At 60.3% G+C, this 18493-nt stretch carries 16 protein-coding genes and 3 pseudogenes; 15 read left to right on the forward strand and 4 right to left on the reverse strand.

All coding sequences use genetic code 11. From position 1 onward, the window contains the following. Nucleotides 1–116 precede the first annotated feature (116 nt). From IVB26_RS42430 to IVB26_RS42445, 4 genes are all read left to right on the forward strand, one after another. Entirely contained in the window at nt 117–290 is a 174-nt protein-coding gene (locus tag IVB26_RS42430; protein ID WP_247973955.1) for a response regulator, read from the forward strand. A gap of 66 nt (nt 291–356) precedes the next feature. Then, entirely contained in the window at nt 357–569 is a 213-nt protein-coding gene (locus tag IVB26_RS42435) for a hypothetical protein (protein ID WP_247973956.1), read from the forward strand. Between the two features lie 588 nt (nt 570–1157). Further along, nucleotides 1158–2774 carry an alpha-amylase family protein gene (locus IVB26_RS42440; RefSeq protein WP_247973957.1) on the forward strand — a complete coding sequence of 539 codons (1617 nt, stop codon included), beginning with the start codon at nt 1158–1160 and terminating at the stop codon, nt 2772–2774. A 127-nt stretch (nt 2775–2901) separates the two neighbouring features. Further along, nucleotides 2902–3930: a glycosyltransferase family 4 protein gene (locus IVB26_RS42445; protein WP_247973958.1), complete on the forward strand. Its 1029-nt coding sequence runs from the start codon at nt 2902–2904 to the stop codon at nt 3928–3930. A gap of 437 nt (nt 3931–4367) precedes the next feature. Here the strand turns inward: IVB26_RS42445 and IVB26_RS42450 are convergent, their stop codons facing one another. After that, complete coding sequence (locus IVB26_RS42450; RefSeq protein WP_247495156.1) at nt 4368–4601, reverse strand: DUF6894 family protein; 234 nt, start codon at nt 4599–4601, stop codon at nt 4368–4370. 60 nt (nt 4602–4661) lie between these two features. Then, nucleotides 4662–5384 (reverse strand): Crp/Fnr family transcriptional regulator, encoded by a 723-nt coding sequence (locus IVB26_RS42455; protein WP_247495157.1) that lies wholly within the window; start codon nt 5382–5384, stop codon nt 4662–4664. Nucleotides 5385–6346: 962 nt separating this feature from the next. Between IVB26_RS42455 and IVB26_RS43660 the strand changes: the two are divergent. From IVB26_RS43660 to IVB26_RS42470, 3 genes and pseudogenes are all read left to right on the forward strand, one after another. Further along, nucleotides 6347–7220, forward strand: a pseudogene (locus IVB26_RS43660) (ISL3 family transposase); the annotation flags it as partial. Beyond that, nucleotides 7207–7683 (forward strand): annotated as a pseudogene (locus IVB26_RS42465) (DNA polymerase/3'-5' exonuclease PolX); the annotation flags it as partial. The pseudogenes IVB26_RS43660 and IVB26_RS42465, both read left to right, overlap by 14 nt. A 655-nt stretch (nt 7684–8338) precedes the next feature. Next, nucleotides 8339–9196 carry an SIR2 family NAD-dependent protein deacylase gene (locus tag IVB26_RS42470; RefSeq protein ID WP_247973959.1) on the forward strand — a complete coding sequence of 286 codons (858 nt, stop codon included), beginning with the start codon at nt 8339–8341 and terminating at the stop codon, nt 9194–9196. 390 nt (nt 9197–9586) lie between these two features. Here IVB26_RS42470 and IVB26_RS42475 read toward each other — a convergent pair. Next, a pseudogene (locus IVB26_RS42475) lies at nt 9587–10346 on the reverse strand (IS5 family transposase). Between the two features lie 757 nt (nt 10347–11103). Between IVB26_RS42475 and IVB26_RS42485 the strand changes: the two are divergent. After that, a complete protein-coding gene (locus IVB26_RS42485) occupies nt 11104–11349 on the forward strand; it encodes a DUF6894 family protein (RefSeq protein WP_247495061.1) in 246 nt (81 codons plus the stop codon). A 222-nt stretch (nt 11350–11571) separates the two neighbouring features. On the opposite strand, the gene IVB26_RS42490 is transcribed toward IVB26_RS42485, so the two are convergent. Further along, nucleotides 11572–12354: an SDR family NAD(P)-dependent oxidoreductase gene (locus tag IVB26_RS42490; protein WP_247973960.1), complete on the reverse strand. Its 783-nt coding sequence runs from the start codon at nt 12352–12354 to the stop codon at nt 11572–11574. Nucleotides 12355–12516: 162 nt separating this feature from the next. Here IVB26_RS42490 and IVB26_RS42495 point away from each other — a divergent pair, with 162 nt between their 5' ends. The 7 genes from IVB26_RS42495 (at nt 12517) to IVB26_RS42525 (ending at nt 18478) form a co-directional block, all read left to right on the forward strand. Beyond that, entirely contained in the window at nt 12517–13692 is a 1176-nt protein-coding gene (locus tag IVB26_RS42495) for a zinc-dependent alcohol dehydrogenase (RefSeq protein ID WP_247973961.1), read from the forward strand. A gap of 14 nt (nt 13693–13706) precedes the next feature. Then, the gene (locus tag IVB26_RS42500) at nt 13707–14261 is read left to right on the forward strand and encodes a hypothetical protein (RefSeq protein ID WP_247973962.1); all 555 of its coding nucleotides are present in this window, start codon (nt 13707–13709) and stop codon (nt 14259–14261) included. A gap of 4 nt (nt 14262–14265) precedes the next feature. Continuing rightward, complete coding sequence (locus IVB26_RS42505; RefSeq protein WP_247973963.1) at nt 14266–15894, forward strand: alpha-amylase family glycosyl hydrolase; 1629 nt, start codon at nt 14266–14268, stop codon at nt 15892–15894. A gap of 149 nt (nt 15895–16043) precedes the next feature. Further along, nucleotides 16044–16217 (forward strand): CsbD family protein, encoded by a 174-nt coding sequence (locus IVB26_RS42510; RefSeq protein ID WP_247495056.1) that lies wholly within the window; start codon nt 16044–16046, stop codon nt 16215–16217. Nucleotides 16218–16227: 10 nt separating this feature from the next. Beyond that, a complete protein-coding gene (locus tag IVB26_RS42515) occupies nt 16228–17385 on the forward strand; it encodes a DUF305 domain-containing protein (protein ID WP_458309405.1) in 1158 nt (385 codons plus the stop codon). Between the two features lie 130 nt (nt 17386–17515). Then, nucleotides 17516–18247 (forward strand): Crp/Fnr family transcriptional regulator, encoded by a 732-nt coding sequence (locus tag IVB26_RS42520; protein WP_247973965.1) that lies wholly within the window; start codon nt 17516–17518, stop codon nt 18245–18247. Between the two features lie 3 nt (nt 18248–18250). After that, nucleotides 18251–18478, forward strand: a complete 228-nt coding sequence (locus tag IVB26_RS42525; protein WP_247495052.1) for a DUF6894 family protein — start codon at nt 18251–18253, stop codon at nt 18476–18478. The last annotated feature ends 15 nt before the right edge of the window (nt 18479–18493 follow it).

The following is an 18493-nucleotide window of genomic DNA, read 5'->3' on the forward strand; positions in this document are numbered from 1 at the left end:
ATCAATCCGGATCAAGCGCGCTCGTTCCTCACGTCGGAGGACGGAAGATCTTCGATCATGAAAATTGAAGACTCTGGCTGCGGGCATCGTATGATCCGTTTCCAGGGGTTTCAGGGATGACTGCCACGATCAACGCGCGACCGATGTGTCCGGTATGCAAACACCGGATGGCGCGCATCTCTCCCGGCCAGCGCGGATTCGAGGAGCGCACCTTCGAGTGCTCGACCTGCGAGCGTACGGAAGTGATCCGCTTCGCCGTCGACCCGATGCAGACGGATGCGGTCGGCTAGCTCGCCGGCGAACTGAAGCCGCCGCAGTGACGTTCGACGAAGCTTGTGTGAGTGGAGCGTAGGGTGATGGACGAGGACTTCTGCAGAGAACAGGTGCAGCGCATCCGCGCTCTGGCCGAGCGGGCCGATCCTTTCACCCGGCGTCGCCTGCTTGCGCTGGTCGGCCGATACGACGCCAAGCCTAGCGGTCCGTCGCGCCCGTCGAGGGCCGCGGAGCGGCCGCTGCCGACGCGCACCACGCCGCCTGCATCCATCGTCTCAGGGTCGGGCGAGGCATGATGAAGAGGCGGTGCGGCCGAGACCATGCCACGGCGGCGATCGGGATCGCCATGAACCTCGAAGACATCTACGCCGGTGCGGTTTTGGAGCAGCCGCGGCGCAATCCGTGATCGGGGCGTACGACTGTGCTCAAGGAGGGGACTTCGTCCTTGCGCGAAGCGGGCGAGCGGACGATGGATACGTCGCCTCAGGCCGTCAGCATCAATTCTAGCCGGCTCCGGGCGCGGCGATGGTCCGATCGGGGGAGCCGCCCGCTGGCGTGCCTCGGGCTCGCCATGCTCAGCGACCCGGACACCTCCGACACAATGAAAGAGATGGTTTTGTCAGGCGAGTTCCGCCCAATTGCCATTTATTCCCGATTACAGCAGGTGAAATCGAACCTTGGCCGAATCGACGAAACGCAACACTCCCCTCTCCCAAGGGCGAATGGGGATCGATGCCGGACAAGGTGACAGAGCAACTTCCAAGTCTTCCCGGCGTTGACGAAGCCGTCGGGCCTTGGCCCACTGCATCGGCTGGATCTTAGCGGGATCAAACGCGGCAGCCACCAGCAACGTGAGCGCGTCACCGCCCGTCAGGATCTTAGTAATGCTCGATCTTTGGTACAAGAATGCCGTGATTTACAGCCTCAACGTCGCCACCTACAAGGATGGCAACGGAGACGGCATCGGTGATTTCAAGGGCCTGGCTGGGCAGCTCGATCATATTGCTCAGCTTGGCGTAAACTGTCTGTGGTTACTCCCTTTCTATCCGAGTCCCGGGCTGGACCACGGCTATGATGTGACCGACTACTACAACGTCGCTCCAGCCCTCGGCACCCTGGGCGACTTCGTCGAATTCAGTCACCAGGCGAGGCTTCGGGGATTGCGGCTGATCATCGATCTCCCGATCAACCATACATCAGAGCGACACCCCTGGTTTCAGCAGGCGCGCGCCGATCCGTCATCGCCGTTTCGCGAATACTACGTTTGGTCTGACACCGAGCCAGAAAACAGCACGGATGGCGTTGTTTTTCCTGGCTTTCAGTTGAGCGTGTGGAACTACGATCTCTGTGCGCAGGCATGGTATTATCACCGGTTTTACCAGCATCAGCCTGATCTAAACATTGGCTGCGCTGCGGTTCGCGAAGAGATCTTCAAGATTTGTGGTTTTTGGCTCGAACTGGGCGTGTCAGGATTCCGCATCGATGCTGCCCCGTTCGTGGTTGAGGAAGTTCGGCCGGATCGTCCGGCGACTCGCCGGTACGAATTTTTTGGAGAGCTTCGCGATTTCCTGTCCTGGCGCAAAGGTGACGCCGTCTTGCTGGCCGAAGCCAACGTTCTTCCGGCAGAGCTTGAGCACTATTTCGGCGACGGATCGCGCATCCATCTTCTGTTCGCGTTCTTGTTGAACCAACACCTGTTTCTTGCACTTGCGCGCGAAAGCGCCGAACCGTTGCAGCGCTGTCTGACCGCGCTGCCTCGGTTGCCGCAATTCGCGCAATGGGCCCAGTTCCTTCGCAACCATGATGAGTTGGACCTTGGACGTCTGTCGTCCGAAGAGCGCGAAGAAGTCTACGCTGCGTTCGCTCCCACTCGCAAAATGCAGCTCTACGGACGCGGAATTCGCCGCCGGCTTGCAGGCATGCTCGAAAATGACCGCCGCCGCATTGAGCTCGCATTCAGCCTGCTCTTTAGCCTTCCTGGCACACCGGTTATCTACTACGGGGACGAGCTGGGGATGGGTGACGATCTCGCGCTTCCCGAGCGATGGCCCGTGCGTACTTGCATGCAATGGAGCGACGAGGAGAACGGCGGATTCTCCTCGCAACCCACGCGGTTGCTGCATCACATGATCCGCGACGGCGAATATGGTCCATCCAAGGTCAATGCCATCGCTCAGCAACGTGATCCGGATTCGCTATTCAACTGGATGCGTCGGCTGGTTGAGATGCGCCAGTCTTGTGCAGAGATCGGTTGGGGCGAGTGGACCCTTCCCCAAAGCGATTGCCCCTCGGTTCTGATCCAGCATTTTGTCTGGGAGGGCCGGGCGGTGCTTATCCTGCACAATTTATCGCAGGACGAATGCAGCACACATGTCACAGATCTTCCAAAAGGACGAAAGCTGACCGATGTATTTGGCAACCGAATTTATCCATCGAAGCCTGGCACGGATGCCGCAATTGAACTTGATGGCTACGGCTATCGCTGGTTTCGGGTCGATTAGATCGGTTCGGAGGCATGGTCGAGGAACACGATAGTCTATCGCCTAAGCAGCGGCTGTGCGTCGCCGCGCTTGGCTCAACCGGAATGAAGAAGAGGCCCGCGGTCTTAGCTTCACTTGGAAGGTCTCCATGAGAATAGCCCAGATTGCGCCCTTGGCTGAGAGCGTTCCGCCGAAACTTTATGGCGGCACGGAAAGGGTCGTCGCCTGGCTCGTCGATGCACTCGTCGACCTTGGGCATGAGGTCACGCTCTTTGCGAGCGGCGACTCGAAGACAAGCGCTACGCTTCATCCGGTTTGGCCACGTGCGCTTCGCCTTGGGCGACCGCGGACAGACCCGAATGCGGCCATGGCTGTTCTGTTGGAGGCAGTATCGCGTAGGGCTCATGAATTCGAGGTCATTCACGCCCACATCGACTGGCTGCACCTGCCATTGCTCAGCCGGTTGGGCATTCCCTTCGTGACGACGATGCATGGTCGATTGGATCTTCCAGGTTTGCCGGCTCTGATTGACGAATTTCCGGGGGCCTGTCTTGTCTCAATCTCCGATGATCAACGCATTCCGCTCGCGAACGCGAACTGGTGCGGAACGGTATATCACGGCTTGCCCATCGAGCAGTTTCGCGCCTCGTTTACCTCCGGGTCGTACTTGGCCTTTCTGGGCCGGCTGAGCCCCGACAAAGGCCCCGAAGACGCCATTCGCATTGCGCGCGCAGCAGGAATCCCGCTGCGCATCGCGGCCAAAATCCCGCGGGCCGAGACAGGCTATTTCAAGGAGCGCATTGAACCTCACGTCGACGGCGAGCAAGTCCAGGTCGTCGGGGAAGTGAATGATGAGACGAAACAGCCGTTCCTCGCGGATGCAGCGGCGTTGCTATTCCCGATCCGGTGGCCCGAACCTTTCGGACTGGTGATGATCGAGGCCATGGCCTGCGGCACGCCGGTCATTGCCTATCGGTCCGGATCGGTGCCGGAGGTGATTGATGAAGGCGTGACCGGCTTCATCGTCGAAAATGAAGGCGAAGCCGCTGCAGCCGTGGCACAACTCGCAAGCTTGGATCGGCGGCGCATCCGCGCAAAATTCGAGGAGCGCTTCACCGCGCGGCGGATGGCAGAGGATTACGTCCGACATTACCAACAGATGTTGGGCGCACACTAGCGTCCTCTGTGTGAGGTCCGCCGATCGCTGCATCCGGCGCTTGGATCGCGTCCTCCTGTTGGCCGAGCCATAGACCTGGATTACGCCGACCTCGGTTGCTGTCTGCCGGCCGACTTCTTCGCCGCCGACTCTCTCCTCGGTCTCCTGCCCGCGGTCGGCACGAAAGGAGTTGGGGGTCCAAATTGGACCGCGCTCGCCCCTGGTCTTGGTTCAAGCTTCAGCGCTTGCTCCCACGACGTCGATTGCCGACGCGTTGGCAGTCAATACAGCAAAGCCCCAGATAGGGGCTAGACCCTTTGAATACGGCTGGATACGAGGTTCAGCCTCGATGGCTTTCGTGGTGGGTACGTTGTCCGTCGGGCAACTGATGAGTTTGCTTGTGGGCAACAGGCGACACCGACGATGAGGGAGGGCCATCAAGCGAGCCGGGACGCAGGTCACCAGCTTTCAGCCTCGTCAATGAGGGCACAGACTCTCAGGAGAATGCCGGCGTTATTTCTAACCACAATCGCGATGCTGCCCGGACGAGCAGCAAGGGTAAAATCGCGCACGGCTTCGCCCAAGGCAACCATGGCCATCCTGCGGGCTACATCGGCAGTCTGCAGTTCCTGGCCCACCTCGTCGATAGTGACGCGTTCCGCTTCATGATAGTCGAAATGAAAGCGCGGCATGCCCGGCCTAAATCAGTCGCCGCCCGGACGTTCCTAAACTCCAAGCCGACTCGTTCATCTTCATCCTCCGCTTGGGTCCAGCTCGTGAAGATATTCAGAACTGAACTCGGCCACAGCTTTTAATTCCTCTGGGCGGAGCAGCGTCACATTGTGGCTTTCCCATTCAATGAGTGCCAAGTTCCTGAGTTCCTGGATGGTCCTGTTCACGTGAACTACTGAAAGCCCACATGCGTCGGCAACGTCTTGCTGCGTGAGAGGAAGTCGGAAGTTGCCGTTGTCCGCCAGCCCGACGAAACTCATGCGGGCGGCAAGCTCGCAAAGCAGATGCGCAACCCTCCCCAGGGCCTGGCGCGATCCGAGATTTTCAACCCATTCGCGGTAGATGGCAGCGTGTATCAGCGTCTCGCGCCAAAAAGCATGCGTAAGTCCCGGAGACTCGTTCATCATCTCTCTAAGAGATGAATGGGGCACAGCGGCTATCATTGACTTGCCCACGCTGCAAAGATCAGAATCCGCGATCGGCAAATGCAGGGTAGGCAAGTCGGGCATGTCCCCCGCCAGGTAGAACGAGGAAATCTGGTTGCGTGCATTCACCACTCTCTGCCGAGATAGAAAGCCGTTAATCACAACGATGCAGCTACCGGGCTTGTCTCCCTCGCGTACCACATATTCGCCATCTGCCACGGACTTCACCTTGTACGGCATGCGCGTGAGCCTGAGCTGATCTTGTTCAGATAGACTGCCGACCGCCTGCAGGCGAGCTATTAGCTTGTGATGTGGCATAATCACTCCGTGACAAATAGGTCCAAGCCCTAGGTTGCAGGTTAGCCTAAGGGGACCTTCCGTTCAGTATTATATTGTAGGTTAGCTCTTGGGTCAGCTTGGCGTTCAACTGGCTACGCTTAATTCTTAGTCCCCCATTGAGAGCCCCTCGCCCCGAGGCTCGTTAGCGGCCTGTCAAATACCAACCCGTCCGAGCCCTTTAGAGTCTCGTACGGAGACATTCCACGCACCACGCCAGCGGCTCATCCAAAGAACGAATCGTTGCGCGGCCGCCGTCGATTTGTAGAGGGTCTACGATGCTCTCTGAGGGCGCCCCGGCGCGAGTTCGCCTGCCAGCCGGCACCAACTGATTTTCGCTCGTCCCAGATTACCTAACCGCATCCGGGGCACCGGAACATAGCCATGGTTTGCCCGGTGCGGGAGTTGAGGAGTTCTGTGGCGACGACACGCGTACCCGCGTGGCACCGTCCGCAGGTGGGCAACGACGCGGCGGTGCGACCGAAGAATTCGGGGGCCACTGAAGAGTAGGCTCGAACCTTATCGGTCGCGCAATCCAGGTCCTGAAAGCGTTCCGAACGTGGCCCTCTGAACGAGAACGCCACCGAGCCAAATAATGCTCAGCGGCGCTTCGCTAGAACTGGAAATTGCAATCCTCCATTAGAGATTGGTCCCGGCCACCGGAGTTTAGGTCCCGCGCTTTCTGATTTCGTCCGCGATCTTTTTGATCAACCCATGCCGTCGAGTGCGGCGCGCTTGTAGCGCCCAACGATTGTCAACCCGCTCTCTGAAAAAAGTCGATCTTCCATTCATGGGAGGCGGGAGCATTGCGGCTCTCAATCACCGATAGATGCTACGGACCGGGCGCGGTGATGGCAGATGTTAGCGCGACGCCGGCGCATTGTCTGTACTTTTGATGAAGTTCAAGCGCCGGCTCGCGTTGGTTTCACAGAGGAGTCAACATGATGCAGCGAGCCCTACGTCCGTCGGCCCCGGTTCCTCGCGGGTTTGACGTGGAGAGCACCATCTGTGACGGCGCCACGACCGTGATCACCGTCCGTTCCATGAGCGGGACGAGTCTCCGTCCTGGAAGCGGAGCCAGTTCTGGGCGGATCCATAGCCGATATCAGCGACGCCTGACCGATCTGCCGCTGGCAGGCGGCGGGTTGGCCTGGTAGTCATGGCGCGCCGCTTCCGCTGCGTTACTGTTATGTGCGGTCGACGTATTTTCACCGAGCGTTTCGATGACGGCGCTCTGGCGTCGTGGGCGCGGCGAACGGCCCGGCTTGATCTGGTCGTCCATCACCTTGGGCTTGCCTTGGTGGCCGCCCGGCCGCGAGTTTTACTCGACTTATGCTGCCCGTGAGCAACGATACGTTACCTCGGATGGTTCGAAGGCGCGGGTGTCCGCCTTTTGCTGCGCCGAACGTGATTGGTATCGACGACTGGGCCTGGCGGCGCAATCAGCGGTACGGAACAATCCTCTGCGACCTCGAGCGGCTACGACCAATCACTCTTACCCGACAGAGAACCAGCCACTGCGCAAGCCTGGCTCGCGGGGCAACCACAGATCGCTGTGGTCGCGCGCGACCCGGTGGCGGCTACGCCCTTGCTGCGACCAAGGCACTCCCGCAGGTCACCCAGGTCGCCGACCATCGGCACCTCATGGAGAACAGCCAGGCCTTCCTCGATGCGGTTCGCAAATCTATGCGCCAGGTCCGCGTCGCGGTCGGCTCCGCGACCATAAATCCCAACTTGCTGAGCGCCGCCGAGCGCATCCAGTATGAAGGCTATCTTCGGCGTGAGGACACCAACGCGGCCATCCGCAAGCAGGCCGACTAAGGAGTTCGGCAAGGACTTCCGGATCCTGAAGCGCATCGAGTCGGACATCCTGGCCGATGTACCCCGAAGAGGTGCTCGATCGGTTCGACTTCGTCATGGCCAACATCCACGGCCGCTTCAAGCCTGACTGGATGGCGCACCAGGGTCGACCGGGCTACGACATCGACGTGGAGAAAGTGCTGCGCGCCTGCACCAGGCACGGCGTGGCGGTGGAGATAAAGGCCCACCCGTGGCGGCTCGACCTGGACTGGCGCTGGCACCAGACCGCACTGGATTTCGGAGGCATGATGAGCATCATTCCGGACGCCCATTCGATCCGCGAGCTCGACCACATGCACTGGGCGTCGAGATGGCCCGAAAGGAAGGCGTTCCGGCCGACCGTGTCCTGAACGCGATGTCGCTGCCGCAAATTCAGCAGCATCTCAGGCGCCGCCGCCGGGCGTTAGCGCGGGCCGACTGACATTCGCTCCGAAGAGAGGACGACGATGATTAGAACTGTTGCTCGAAGCTCAGTGGTTGCGGCGCTTCCAATTGCCGCTACCGCTCTAGCCAGTCCGGAGGCCGAAGGGGGGCGAACCAGAGCCTGCTTCCACAGGTGAGCAGCGCCTTGCTGCCGGCGCGCCCCCATAGTCAAATCCGAGGCCGTCAGTTCGTCCCTGTAGACGCCCAACGTGCCTGAAAGATTGCCTCAGAGGCTGGGTAGGGCTGAAGCGCTTGGCCTTCCACCGGCAGGTGCTCGACGGCCTTAAACTATTCCGCCGGATCCAACAGCACGTCATGCGGCTGTCGGCGGACCGACAAGAGCGCCGGTGGTCAATGTCGCACTGAAACGATGGAAGAGACTTGCTCGGGCCCGAGCCTCGGCTCGCGCGATCATTCCGGCCAATCCCAAGTGGACCGTCCAGCTCACGGCAGCCTGACGACAAGACGGCAACGGCGAAATTCGACTGAACACCACACAGCCCCGCTGATGTTTCCCGCGCCCCGGAGACCGGCCTTCTTAATAGGCCGGCCCTAAAGGCACGAAATCTGCAAAAGGTTGGGCCGACGATCCGGATCCATCGCGCAATGCCCTTGCCATAGGAACCGAGCAACCTGCAACCGATTGAAACTGGATGAACAGTTCGGTTGGAAAGAAACAAGTATCATCGTCCAAGAATATCTTGGCTGGTGCGATCAAGCGACGCCAGGCGATCCTGTTCGTTGGCGCAGGGGTTTCGATGGCTGTTGGGCTGCCGTCGTGGCAGACCCTGATAGACCATCTGTTAAAGGAGCTCGAACTCGATTCCGCGGTGATAGACGGAATGAGCGACGGCTATCAAATGCTCGCCGAATTCTATCGGCTGAAGCAGGGTGGAATGGGCCCGTTACGAGGCTGGCTTGATCGAAACTGGAAGGTCGCGACAGACAAAGTCTCGCACTCGGAGCTGCACAAACTCATTGTCGAACTCGACTTCCCGGCTATTTATACCACTAACTATGATCGAAACCTCGAGACAGCGTTCGAAGTCCACCATAAGCCTTATGCGAAGATTGCGAACGCCAAGCATATCGCAGACGCTGCCCAAGGCATTACGCATATAATTAAGTACCACGGTGATTTCGATGACGATGCATCACTGGTTCTTACCGAGACCGATTTTCTGGATCGACTATCCTTCGATTCACCGCTAGATATCAAATTCCGCGCGGATGCTCTCGGTCGCACCATTCTCTTCATTGGCTACAGCATGTCCGATCCCAATATCCGCCTGCTATTACATAGCATTTGGCAGACCTGGGAAAAATCAGGTCATAAGGACGATCGCCCGCCCTCGTTTGTGTTCATGCCAGCGTCTAACCCCGTGCAAGAGGCGATACTGGCACACTGGGGGATTACGCTTTTAACCCCCGAGAGCGGAAGCTGCCGGAGTGACTCATTGACGGATTTCCTTGCCGATATCCGTGCGAGAATTCGTGACACTGATGATTAAACGTGGGAGTCCGGGATGCTGCTGCGAGCCTTGCGCTCGGCTACCATGATGCGCCAAGCTTCTTCCTTTAATTCGTCGACATCGTAGTCGTCGCCGGTATCCAGGTTTAAGGCGACCCTGCTCGCGAGCCACGACATGCTTCCCGCCCAGCCAGAACGTGGCGCCAGTCGGCGTATGGGTAAGCTTGTCGCCGTCAAGCACGAACTGCTCCTTCATCACTTTCATAGGCATGATATTGTCCACCTGACGAGCGTCCCATACTGACATCGCCGGGATTAGCGACGACCCTTGTTGCTGCCACGACGAGGTTCGTTACCTGCCGCCTGACGGCTCGCCCGTCCCACTTTGTTGGGGCCTCGCGCGTGCCCACTGCGGTTCCTGCCGCGTTTGCTAGGACGCGGACTCATAAAGACGCAGCCATAGCCTGACTGAGGCGAGCTGAACGAAGGCAAGGTAATTGGCGGCCAGCCTGACGTAGCGCGTCGCCACCCGACGACATTGTTTGATCCTGTTGAAGAACCGCTCGACGTGGTTGCGAGCCCGGTAGAGATAGGGGCTGAAGCAGATCGGATCGCTGCGGTTGCTTTTCGGCGGGATGCTGGCCCACGCGCCCTTCTTCATGGCAAGCTCCCTGATCAAGTCCGCGTCATAGCCACGTCGGCCAGCAGCATTGACCCAGATTTCAGACGAGAGAGCAGTTTTCCGGCAAGTAGAACGTCATGGGCCTCACCAAGGCTCAGCGCCAGCCGTACCGGCAGACCATTGCTATCGATCACCGCATGAATTTTGCTCGTCAAGCCGCCGCGTGACCTCCCCATCGATTGGCGCTGGTTTCGTGTGATGCAGGCTCCATGCTGATGTACACGGACAATGGAGGTGTCGATCATCTGGACAGGGCATCGTTGGCAGCGGCAAGTGCGTCTATGATGTGGCCCCAGACACCAGCCTGCCGCCGGCGGACGAAGCGGTTGTAGCTTGTGGTGTATGGGCCAAACGCTGTTGGCAGATCACGCCGGGTGCTCCTGATCGGAGGACCCAGAAGATACCCATTCAGGACCCGTCTGTCGTTCACCCGAGGAACGCCACGCTGTTTGTTTGGCAGCATCGGCTTGACGGCGGTCCATTCATGGTCGGCGAGTTCGTAGCGCATGATTCGAGCCCCAGTTCGGGAGTTTGAATTATGGCAGTCCGGCCAAACGCAACGCTCCTGGCCCGAGCCTTGTATGGCGCTTACGGACAGGAGCGGACATCAACCAGCCCTCAATCTGACAAAGCCGTCGAAAATGACCCTTAGCGGACTACGAGCGAGCGCAGCCAGAAGTCGGCCAAAGCAGACCCCAAAGGCCGTCCCGCCGATAGCGACCAATGACATACCAGCTTCGAAGGAACTCGATTCGGTGTCACTGTCTTAATCTCTCACTAACGAGAGCAGCTCCATTGGCCCCGTTCGGGCCGTGCTTCCGAGGCCCGCGGCCACTGCGAAGTTCATAATGGTCTAATTTTGATTTGTATTCAGTCAGGAACAGACGAGAACTTGATCGCGTTTTAGGATCGGCGAGTGCTCAACCATGCGGGTTAGGACCCGCAGGCGCGAGGGAGGTTGTTATGCAGCGTCGCCGTGTGAAGCAAACCTTGTCCCTTGAAGAGCGCCTTTCTGAAGAAGCAAAGCGCTTACGAGAGAAGGCGAGATCTCTTCCACCTGGCGCCGACCGTGAAGCCCTTCTACGCAAGGCCCGCCAAGCCGACACGGGCTCGCACCTGAGCGAATGGCTGCAATCTCCCGGTCTCAGGCCACCGGAATAGGAACATTGTCAATCCCAAGCTATTGGCATGTACCACCGACACAGCAACCACAGGCGTCGATGGCTGAGAGATCCTTGCGCTCCCGCCTCAACTGGAGCGCAGCCATGTCCCTGTATTTTTTCGATATGCTTAGTACTGACGGACTGGCGCCGGACGAAGAAGGACTGGAACTCTCAACCATGGACGACGTCCAAAATGAGGCGGCATATGCGCTCGCTGACATGCTGAGAGATGACGTGCGAGCGACCATGGGCAATCCAACCGCTCGTGAACTGATGATCGTCGTTCGCGATGGCAGCGGCCCCGTGTTGCAAGCGAGGTATTCTTTTGAGGTTATGCGATTACAGTAAGGCCGCCCCAGGTGGCGGCCTCTTGCGTGGCCTGCCCATCTCCGCTACTGCGCCCATCGCCGACTATTGCGCTGCCGCACGGAGTCGGTCGCTATAGTGGCAAAGCAGACATTGCTTTAGTCGCATCACGCCGCCGGTTTATGATGGGGTGGACGCCCCGCCGACGGCATCGATGTGCCAAAGTGGAGATGTTGAGCACCACTTAAGGGAGGCGTCCGTCCGCTACGACTTCGCCGTGCCGGGCTCTGCCATCTTGCGATGCTGCTTGGCCAGCACCTCGTTGGGCGTGACGTTCGCGATCGTGGTCTGGAGCTTGTTCTTCATGCCGGTGACCACGTCGGACTCCCCGCTCATCATGGCACTGAACCCGGCCTTCGCGACATCACGCGCGTCGTCCTTTTTCTCGGTGCCGACCTTGGTGTCCATCATGTCGGCGCGGCGGAAGAATTCGGTTTCGGTCGCTCCCGGCATCAGACAGGTGACGGTGACGCCGCTGTCTCGAAGCTCCTCGCGCAGCGCGAAAGAGAACGAATCCAGGAAGGCCTTGCTGGCGTTGTAGACCGCCTGGAAACTGCCCGGCGTGAAGCCGGCGATCGATCCCGTGATCAAGATACGTCCGGAATTGCGCCGGAGCATTTCGTTGCCGACCCGGTGGATCAGATAGAGCGTTCCCGTGATATTGGTGTCCACCACACGCCTGATGCGCTGGAAATCCTGGTCGAGGAAGGCCTTGCCGAGACCCACGCCGGCATTCGCCAGCAGCGCGTCGATCGGCCGGCTTCCGGCCGCTGCGCACAACTTGTCCACCCCCTCTGTGGTCGCCAGATCCGCCTGCACCGCCTGGACACTGCCGCCGAGGCGGCGGAGCTCCGCCGCGGCGCTTTCAATAGCAACCTCGTCGGCGGCGATGACGAGATCGAAGCCGGCTTCAGCGGCACATTTCGCAAGTTCCAGACCTATGCCGGTAGATGCTCCCGTGACCAGGGCGAGTTGCTTGTCTCGCATGACGCTATCCTCGATTGGCTTGATCACGTCCAATCGCGCGCCCACGCCGTCGTTCCTATTCCTGCGCACATCCGCTGCGATGCGGCGATTTTGCGGACCACGATAGCAACCATCGTTCTTCGTTCGACTTAGATGCCTCGTAACCGACCTCGGAGGACTGAGATGAAGGCGCTGGTTTGGCACGGCAAGGAGGACATACGGTGCGACACGGTCACCGACCCTGAGATCCAGGACCCCCGTGACGCCATCATCAAGGTCACGAGCTGCGCCATCTGCGGCTCCGACCTCCACCTCTTTCACAATTTCATCCCGGGGATGCTGCCGGGCGACATCATGGGCCACGAGACCATGGGCGAGGTCGTCGAGGTCGGTTCCGGTGTCGACGGCAAGATCAAGAAGGGCGACCGCGTCGTCGTGCCCTTCACCATCATTTGCGGCAAATGCGAGCAGTGCAAGCGCGGCAATTTCTCCGTCTGCGAAACCACCAACCGGAAGCGTCACCTCGCCGACAAGGTGTTCGGACACACGACGGCCGGCCTGTTCGGCTACACGCATCTGACCGGCGGTTATCCCGGCGGACAGGCCGAGTATCTGCGCGTGCCCTATGCCGACGCCACCCACATCAAGGTTCCAGCCGGCATCCCCGACGAGCAATTGCTGTTTCTCAGCGACATCTTCCCGACCGGCTGGCAGGCCGCCGTGCAATGCGACATCGAGCCGACCGACAGGGTCGCGATCTGGGGTTGCGGCCCGGTCGGGCAGATGGCGATCCGGAGCGCCATCCTGCTTGGCGCCAACCAGGTGATCGCGATCGACTGCCTGCCCGAGCGCCTCAGCATGGCGGAAGCCGGCGGGGCCACCACAATCAACTTCGAAACCGAAAGCGTGGTCGAGCGGCTCAACGAGCTGACCGACGGCAAGGGTCCGGAAAAATGCATCGATTGCGCCGGCATGGAGGCGCATGTGATGGCCTCGCAGCCGGATACGCTGCTCGATCGTGCCAAGCAGATGGTGATGCTCGAGAACGACCGCCCTCACGTTCTCCGCGAGATGATCTATGTCTGCCGTCCCGGCGGCATCATCTCGGTGGCCGGTGTCTACAGCGGCCTCTCCGACATGCTCCCGATGGGCGCGTTCATGAACAAGGGCCTGACGATGCGAACCGGTCAGACCCACGTCAATCGCTGGACCGATGATCTGCTCCGCCGCATCGAGCAGGGCGAGATCGATCCGTCGTTCGTCATCACCCATACCGTGCCGCTGGAGCAGGGACCGGAGATGTACCAGGTGTTCCGCGACAAGCGGGACTCCTGCATCAAGGTCGTGCTGAAACCCTGAAGGAGGTGTCAGACATGTTTCATTTTTCCAACATCGTGCGCACCAAGAGCGACCCGAAAATCATTGAGGGCGGACCGAGCCTGAAGCGACCGGCAGATCAACTCGCGCGCGCGCTCGGCTGGTTCAGCATCGGGCTTGGCGTCGTCGAATTGCTGGCGCCGCGTCGCGTCACCGAAACCTTGGGCATGGAAGGCAACGAGACCATGGTCAGGGCGTTCGGCCTCAGGGAGATCATGGCTGGAATCATGTCGCTGTCGGTGGACAAGAACGCGGGCCTTTGGGCCCGTGTCGGCGGAGATGGCCTGGATGCCGCAGCGCTGCTGTCCGGCTTGACAGCAGACAATCCCAAGAAGGGCAATATCGCGCTCGCGCTTATGATGGTCGGCGGCATTGCCATGCTCGACTATCGCGCCGCCCAGGATACCAAACCCCGCCGGCCGGCCCGCGACGCGAGGCGAAAACTTTTTCCGAACCGCAGCGGCTATCCCAAGGGACTTGAAGGCGCGCGAGGAGCCGCAAGACAAATCGCGGCCAATGCAGCGAAATCGCCTTCGCTAAATCCGACCTGAACGCATGAGGCACATCCAAGTCAAACAAGGCGAAACCGCCGAAGCTACCGCGGATAGGCCGTGGTGGCACTCCGCGACAATCTACGAGATCGCGCTGATCTCATTTCAGGATTCCAACGGAGACGGCAAAGGCGATCTGGCAGGCCTGCTGTCGCGCATCGACTATCTGACGTGGCTCGGCGTCGACGCGGTGTGGCTGACGCCGATCTACCGAAGTCCATTCCGGGATCTCGGCTACGACATCTCGGATTATTGCTCCATCGATCCCGCCTTCGGCACGCTCGATGATTTCGACCTCCTTGTTGGTCGATTGCACGACGCCGGAATTCGACTCATTCTCGACCTCGTCCCCAACCACACCGCGAACGACCATGCCTGGTTCGTTGAAAGCCGCAGCTCTCGCGACAACGCGAAGGCAGATTGGTACGTCTGGGCCGATCCGGCCGAGAATGGTGGACCGCCCAACAATTGGCTGAGCCGCTTTGGCGGCAGCGCATGGGAATGGTGCGAGACGCGGGGTCAATACTACTATCATTCCTTTCTCGTCGAGCAGCCCGACCTGAACTGGCGCAACCCGCAGGTCCGTGCTGCGATCGCCGATGTCATGCGCTTCTGGCTCGACCGGGGCGTCGATGGCTTTCGCGTCGATGCAAGCGCGGTCCTGATCAAGGACGAACTCTTGCGCGACAATCCACCGAATCCGGACGCGGGGGGCAAGCCGCCGCCGCAGCGCCTGACGCCAGTGTTCACCGACGACCGTCCGGAGACGATGCAGTGCATCGAGGACATCAGGAACGTGATCGACGAATATCCGGGACGGCTGTTGTGCGGCGAAGTGCAAGGCAAGACCGACCGCATCGGCCATTTCTACGGCAACCACCGGCCGCGTCTGCACTTGCCGTTGAACTTCGCGCTGCTCGATTCGCCGTGGAATGCTCTGTCGCTGCAGGCGGCGATCGATGCCTATCTCAATGCCCTGCCCTCGCAAGCCTGGCCCGTATGGGTGATCGGCGGGCATGACAAGCAGAGGATCGCGAGCAGAATCGGCGAGGCGCAGATGCGCATCCTGGCGATGCTGCTGATGTCCCTGCGAGGAACGCCTTTCTTCTACATGGGCGACGAGATCGGCAGGGAGCGCGTCTCCATTCCCCCCGATCGTATCCGCGACCCCTTCGAGAAGCTGGTACCGGGCTATGGACTTTGCCGCGATCCGGAGCGCGCACCGATGCGTTGGGATGATAGCCCGAATGGCGGCTTCACCGACGGACGCCCATGGCTGCCGCTAGGTCCGAGCGACTCCAGGAATGTCGCCGGAGAGCAACGAGACGACCACTCGATCCTTGCCTTGTTTCGAAAGCTGATCGCGCTACGGCGGGAGCAGCCGTGCCTGCGCGAAGGCGAGCAGCAGCCGCTGCGTTCGCAGAATGACGTCTTTGCCTTCAAACGCGTGTGGAACGGAGACGAGATATTGGTCCTGCTCAACATCTGCGCCGAACCTCGGAAATGGCACGGGCAGGGTCGCGGCCGGCTGCTGATGTCCACGCACCTGGATCGCCAGCCCCAGCCGCTGCCGGACGGCTCCGTCCTCCTTCGCGGTGATGAAGGCGTGATGATCGCCGTTGCGCGCCCGTAAGGGGCGCAGGAACCATCGGCCGTCCCATGAGTCTCACCAGAACCTTCGGCGTCCCCCCTGCTGCCGGAGGTCAACCGGAAGAAACCGCGACCCCGGCCCTTGCCCCCGTCCAGCGCCGGGGTCAGCGGCGCGAACTTCTGAGGTTGACGATGAGCAAGATGAAGGGCCTGACGCAGCGGATCTCGGGTAAGGCGAAGCAGGCGGTCGGCGAAATCGTCGGAGATCAGGACCTGCACGAGCAAGGTAAGGTCGAGGCGGACCGCGGCCGTGACCATCCCGAGATACCGGGCCAGCCCCATCCGCCGAAGGAGCCCAAGCATTGACGTGAACGCCGTGACAGCTCGCGGCCCGTCCGCACGGCAAGTCGATACGAGTGCAACGCCCGGCGAACCGTCGCACAGGTGCCGGCGGTGGCTTTCGGCCGCCGCGCTCGGTCTGATCAGCAGTACCTTCTCCACCGTCGTAAGCCAGCTCTTTGCCGCGCGGATCGGCCGGGACGCGGCTGTCGACTGGATGACCGTCGCGGCGATTCCCGCCCGCGACTGGGCGCTTAGCGCGGAGCCATCATGGAGCGCGATCCTCACCGGCATCGCATTTCATCAATGGGCCGATTTTTCCTGGGCGCTGGTCTTCTTTGGCGTGCTCGGCCGATGGACCGCCGACTTACGGCCGCTGACGATCCTGGCCCTCGCGCTACCCTGGGCCGTCTTCTCCTCGGCGATGGAATGGTTCGTGCTGGTGCCGCTGCTTCCATTCTGGCAACCGCTGTTCACGCTGCAGCAACCATATTGGATCGGCCTGCTCGTCCATGGCTCGTCTGCCATCATGTACCCGCTGTTTGCACGGCTGCGGTGGAACGGGGACCACGCTCCGGCGCAAGACCTGCGCTTTACCGACGGCTGGATCACCGGCGGAGTGATGACAATCGTCGTGCTCGGGACGGTCGCATTGTTCGGCGGTCTCGGCTACGAGCTACCCTGGGTCGGCCGCGCCAAGGATGCTGACCAGACCTATATCCGCCATATGAGTGCACACCACGCTCAGGGCATCGAGCTGGCACAGATCGCCGCCGAGCGAGCGCAGGATCCGCATCTGCGGAAGCTTGCGATGCTGATGATCGCGAGTCAGGCCGGCGAGAACCGGATCTTCGAGAACTGGTGGCTGAGCTGGTTCGACACCCAGATGCCGGACTGCAGCAAGGAGGAACGTACGGCCATGCCCGGGTTTCTGACCGAAGCCGAGATGCGGCAGATCAAATCCGCGCCGGTCGAGTTCGATCCGGTCTTCGTGGAATTGATGAGCAAGCATCACAGGGGGGCGGTGAAGATGGCCGATCAGATGTGGCATAGCCGCGGCGACCCCCGTCTGCGCGTCATGGCTCATGCCATTCGTCACGAGCAGCAGGGCGAGATTGCGCTGATGCATCGTGTGCGCGGCACGGAAGCGGTCGCCACGGCCTTCCGCAACATGCTGGCAGACAACGTCAATTGAACCACCTGTCACCGCGCATAATCCGCCATTCGAGCGCGCGCCGGGGTTACGTCCACTGAAGCAAATCTCTCACAGTCTGAGGCCCAGGAACCTTCGTTCTGAGATGGCGTTTTCGGAGCGGGAGAGAGAGATGACGAAAACGGAGATGACAGAACCTTTCTTGAAGCGGTTGAGGATCAACACCGAGATCGACGAGGAGGATGAGCGCGCGATCAACAGTCTCCCGATAGCCACCAAGCGGATGGCCAATGGTGAGCTCATCGCCTCCGTCGGTGATCGCCCTACCGCCTGCTGTCTGGTGATCGATGGATTTATTCTGCGGTCGAAGATTGTCGGCACGGGGCAGCGCCAAGTGCTGGCATTTCACCAGCCGGGTGACGTTCCCGATCTGCAGAGTTTGTTTCTGCACATCATGGATCACGACCTCACCGCTCTCGGCCATTGCGTGCTGGGTTTCATTCCCCATGGCGCGCTGCGAGAGCTCATAAAACGTCGGCCCAGCGTTGCCCAGGCCCTTTGGCGCGAAACCCTCACTGACGCCGCGATCTTCCGCGAATGGATCTGCAATATCGGCCAGCGGGATGCAACAAGCCGGGTGGCGCATCTCGTGCTCGAATTGTATGCGAGGCTGAAGGCGATCGGACGTACTGACGGCCTCTCCTTCAACTTTCCGGCAACTCAAACGCTGTTCGCCGACGCCGTCGGGACGAGCGTGGTGCATATGAATCGTGTAGTCCAGGAATTGCGCAATCAGCGTCTTCTGGACTTCGACAGGGGCCGCATTTCCATACTGGACGAAGCCAGACTAAGGAAAACGGCCGACTTCGACGCACTCTACCTTCACCAGGATCCGTCGCTCTGAGCCATGCGGTACTATTTCGACATCCAAGATGACTTTCTTGCGGTATCCGACAGCGAGGGAATCGAATATGGCAGCCTCGAAGTCGTGACCAAGGAAGCGATCATCGCCGCAACCTCGATCGGCAGGGACGTATTTACGTCCAAGGGATCACAGGTAACCTTGACCGTCAGAGACGAACACAGGCCTTTATTCGAAATGACCCTCAGGATGACCCGCAAGGAATTGGGCTGACGCTCCTGGTCGGAT

Origin of the sequence: Bradyrhizobium sp. 195, from assembly GCF_023101665.1 — a bacterium.
GTDB lineage: Bacteria > Pseudomonadota > Alphaproteobacteria > Rhizobiales > Xanthobacteraceae > Bradyrhizobium.

Excerpts from the sequence above, each read along its gene's own strand:
- IVB26_RS42430 (WP_247973955.1), top strand. The coding sequence starts at position 117 with ATGACTGCCACGATCAACGCGCGACCGATGTGTCCGGTATGCAAACAC.
- IVB26_RS42435 (WP_247973956.1), top strand. The coding sequence starts at position 357 with ATGGACGAGGACTTCTGCAGAGAACAGGTGCAGCGCATCCGCGCTCTG.
- IVB26_RS42440 (WP_247973957.1), top strand. The coding sequence starts at position 1,158 with ATGCTCGATCTTTGGTACAAGAATGCCGTGATTTACAGCCTCAACGTC.
- IVB26_RS42445 (WP_247973958.1), top strand. The coding sequence starts at position 2,902 with ATGAGAATAGCCCAGATTGCGCCCTTGGCTGAGAGCGTTCCGCCGAAA.
- IVB26_RS42450 (WP_247495156.1), bottom strand. The coding sequence starts at position 4,601 with ATGCCGCGCTTTCATTTCGACTATCATGAAGCGGAACGCGTCACTATC.
- IVB26_RS42455 (WP_247495157.1), bottom strand. The coding sequence starts at position 5,384 with ATGCCACATCACAAGCTAATAGCTCGCCTGCAGGCGGTCGGCAGTCTA.
- IVB26_RS42470 (WP_247973959.1), top strand. The coding sequence starts at position 8,339 with ATGAACAGTTCGGTTGGAAAGAAACAAGTATCATCGTCCAAGAATATC.
- IVB26_RS42485 (WP_247495061.1), top strand. The coding sequence starts at position 11,104 with ATGTCCCTGTATTTTTTCGATATGCTTAGTACTGACGGACTGGCGCCG.
- IVB26_RS42490 (WP_247973960.1), bottom strand. The coding sequence starts at position 12,354 with ATGCGAGACAAGCAACTCGCCCTGGTCACGGGAGCATCTACCGGCATA.
- IVB26_RS42495 (WP_247973961.1), top strand. The coding sequence starts at position 12,517 with ATGAAGGCGCTGGTTTGGCACGGCAAGGAGGACATACGGTGCGACACG.
- IVB26_RS42500 (WP_247973962.1), top strand. The coding sequence starts at position 13,707 with ATGTTTCATTTTTCCAACATCGTGCGCACCAAGAGCGACCCGAAAATC.
- IVB26_RS42505 (WP_247973963.1), top strand. The coding sequence starts at position 14,266 with ATGAGGCACATCCAAGTCAAACAAGGCGAAACCGCCGAAGCTACCGCG.
- IVB26_RS42510 (WP_247495056.1), top strand. The coding sequence starts at position 16,044 with ATGAGCAAGATGAAGGGCCTGACGCAGCGGATCTCGGGTAAGGCGAAG.
- IVB26_RS42520 (WP_247973965.1), top strand. The coding sequence starts at position 17,516 with ATGACGAAAACGGAGATGACAGAACCTTTCTTGAAGCGGTTGAGGATC.
- IVB26_RS42525 (WP_247495052.1), top strand. The coding sequence starts at position 18,251 with ATGCGGTACTATTTCGACATCCAAGATGACTTTCTTGCGGTATCCGAC.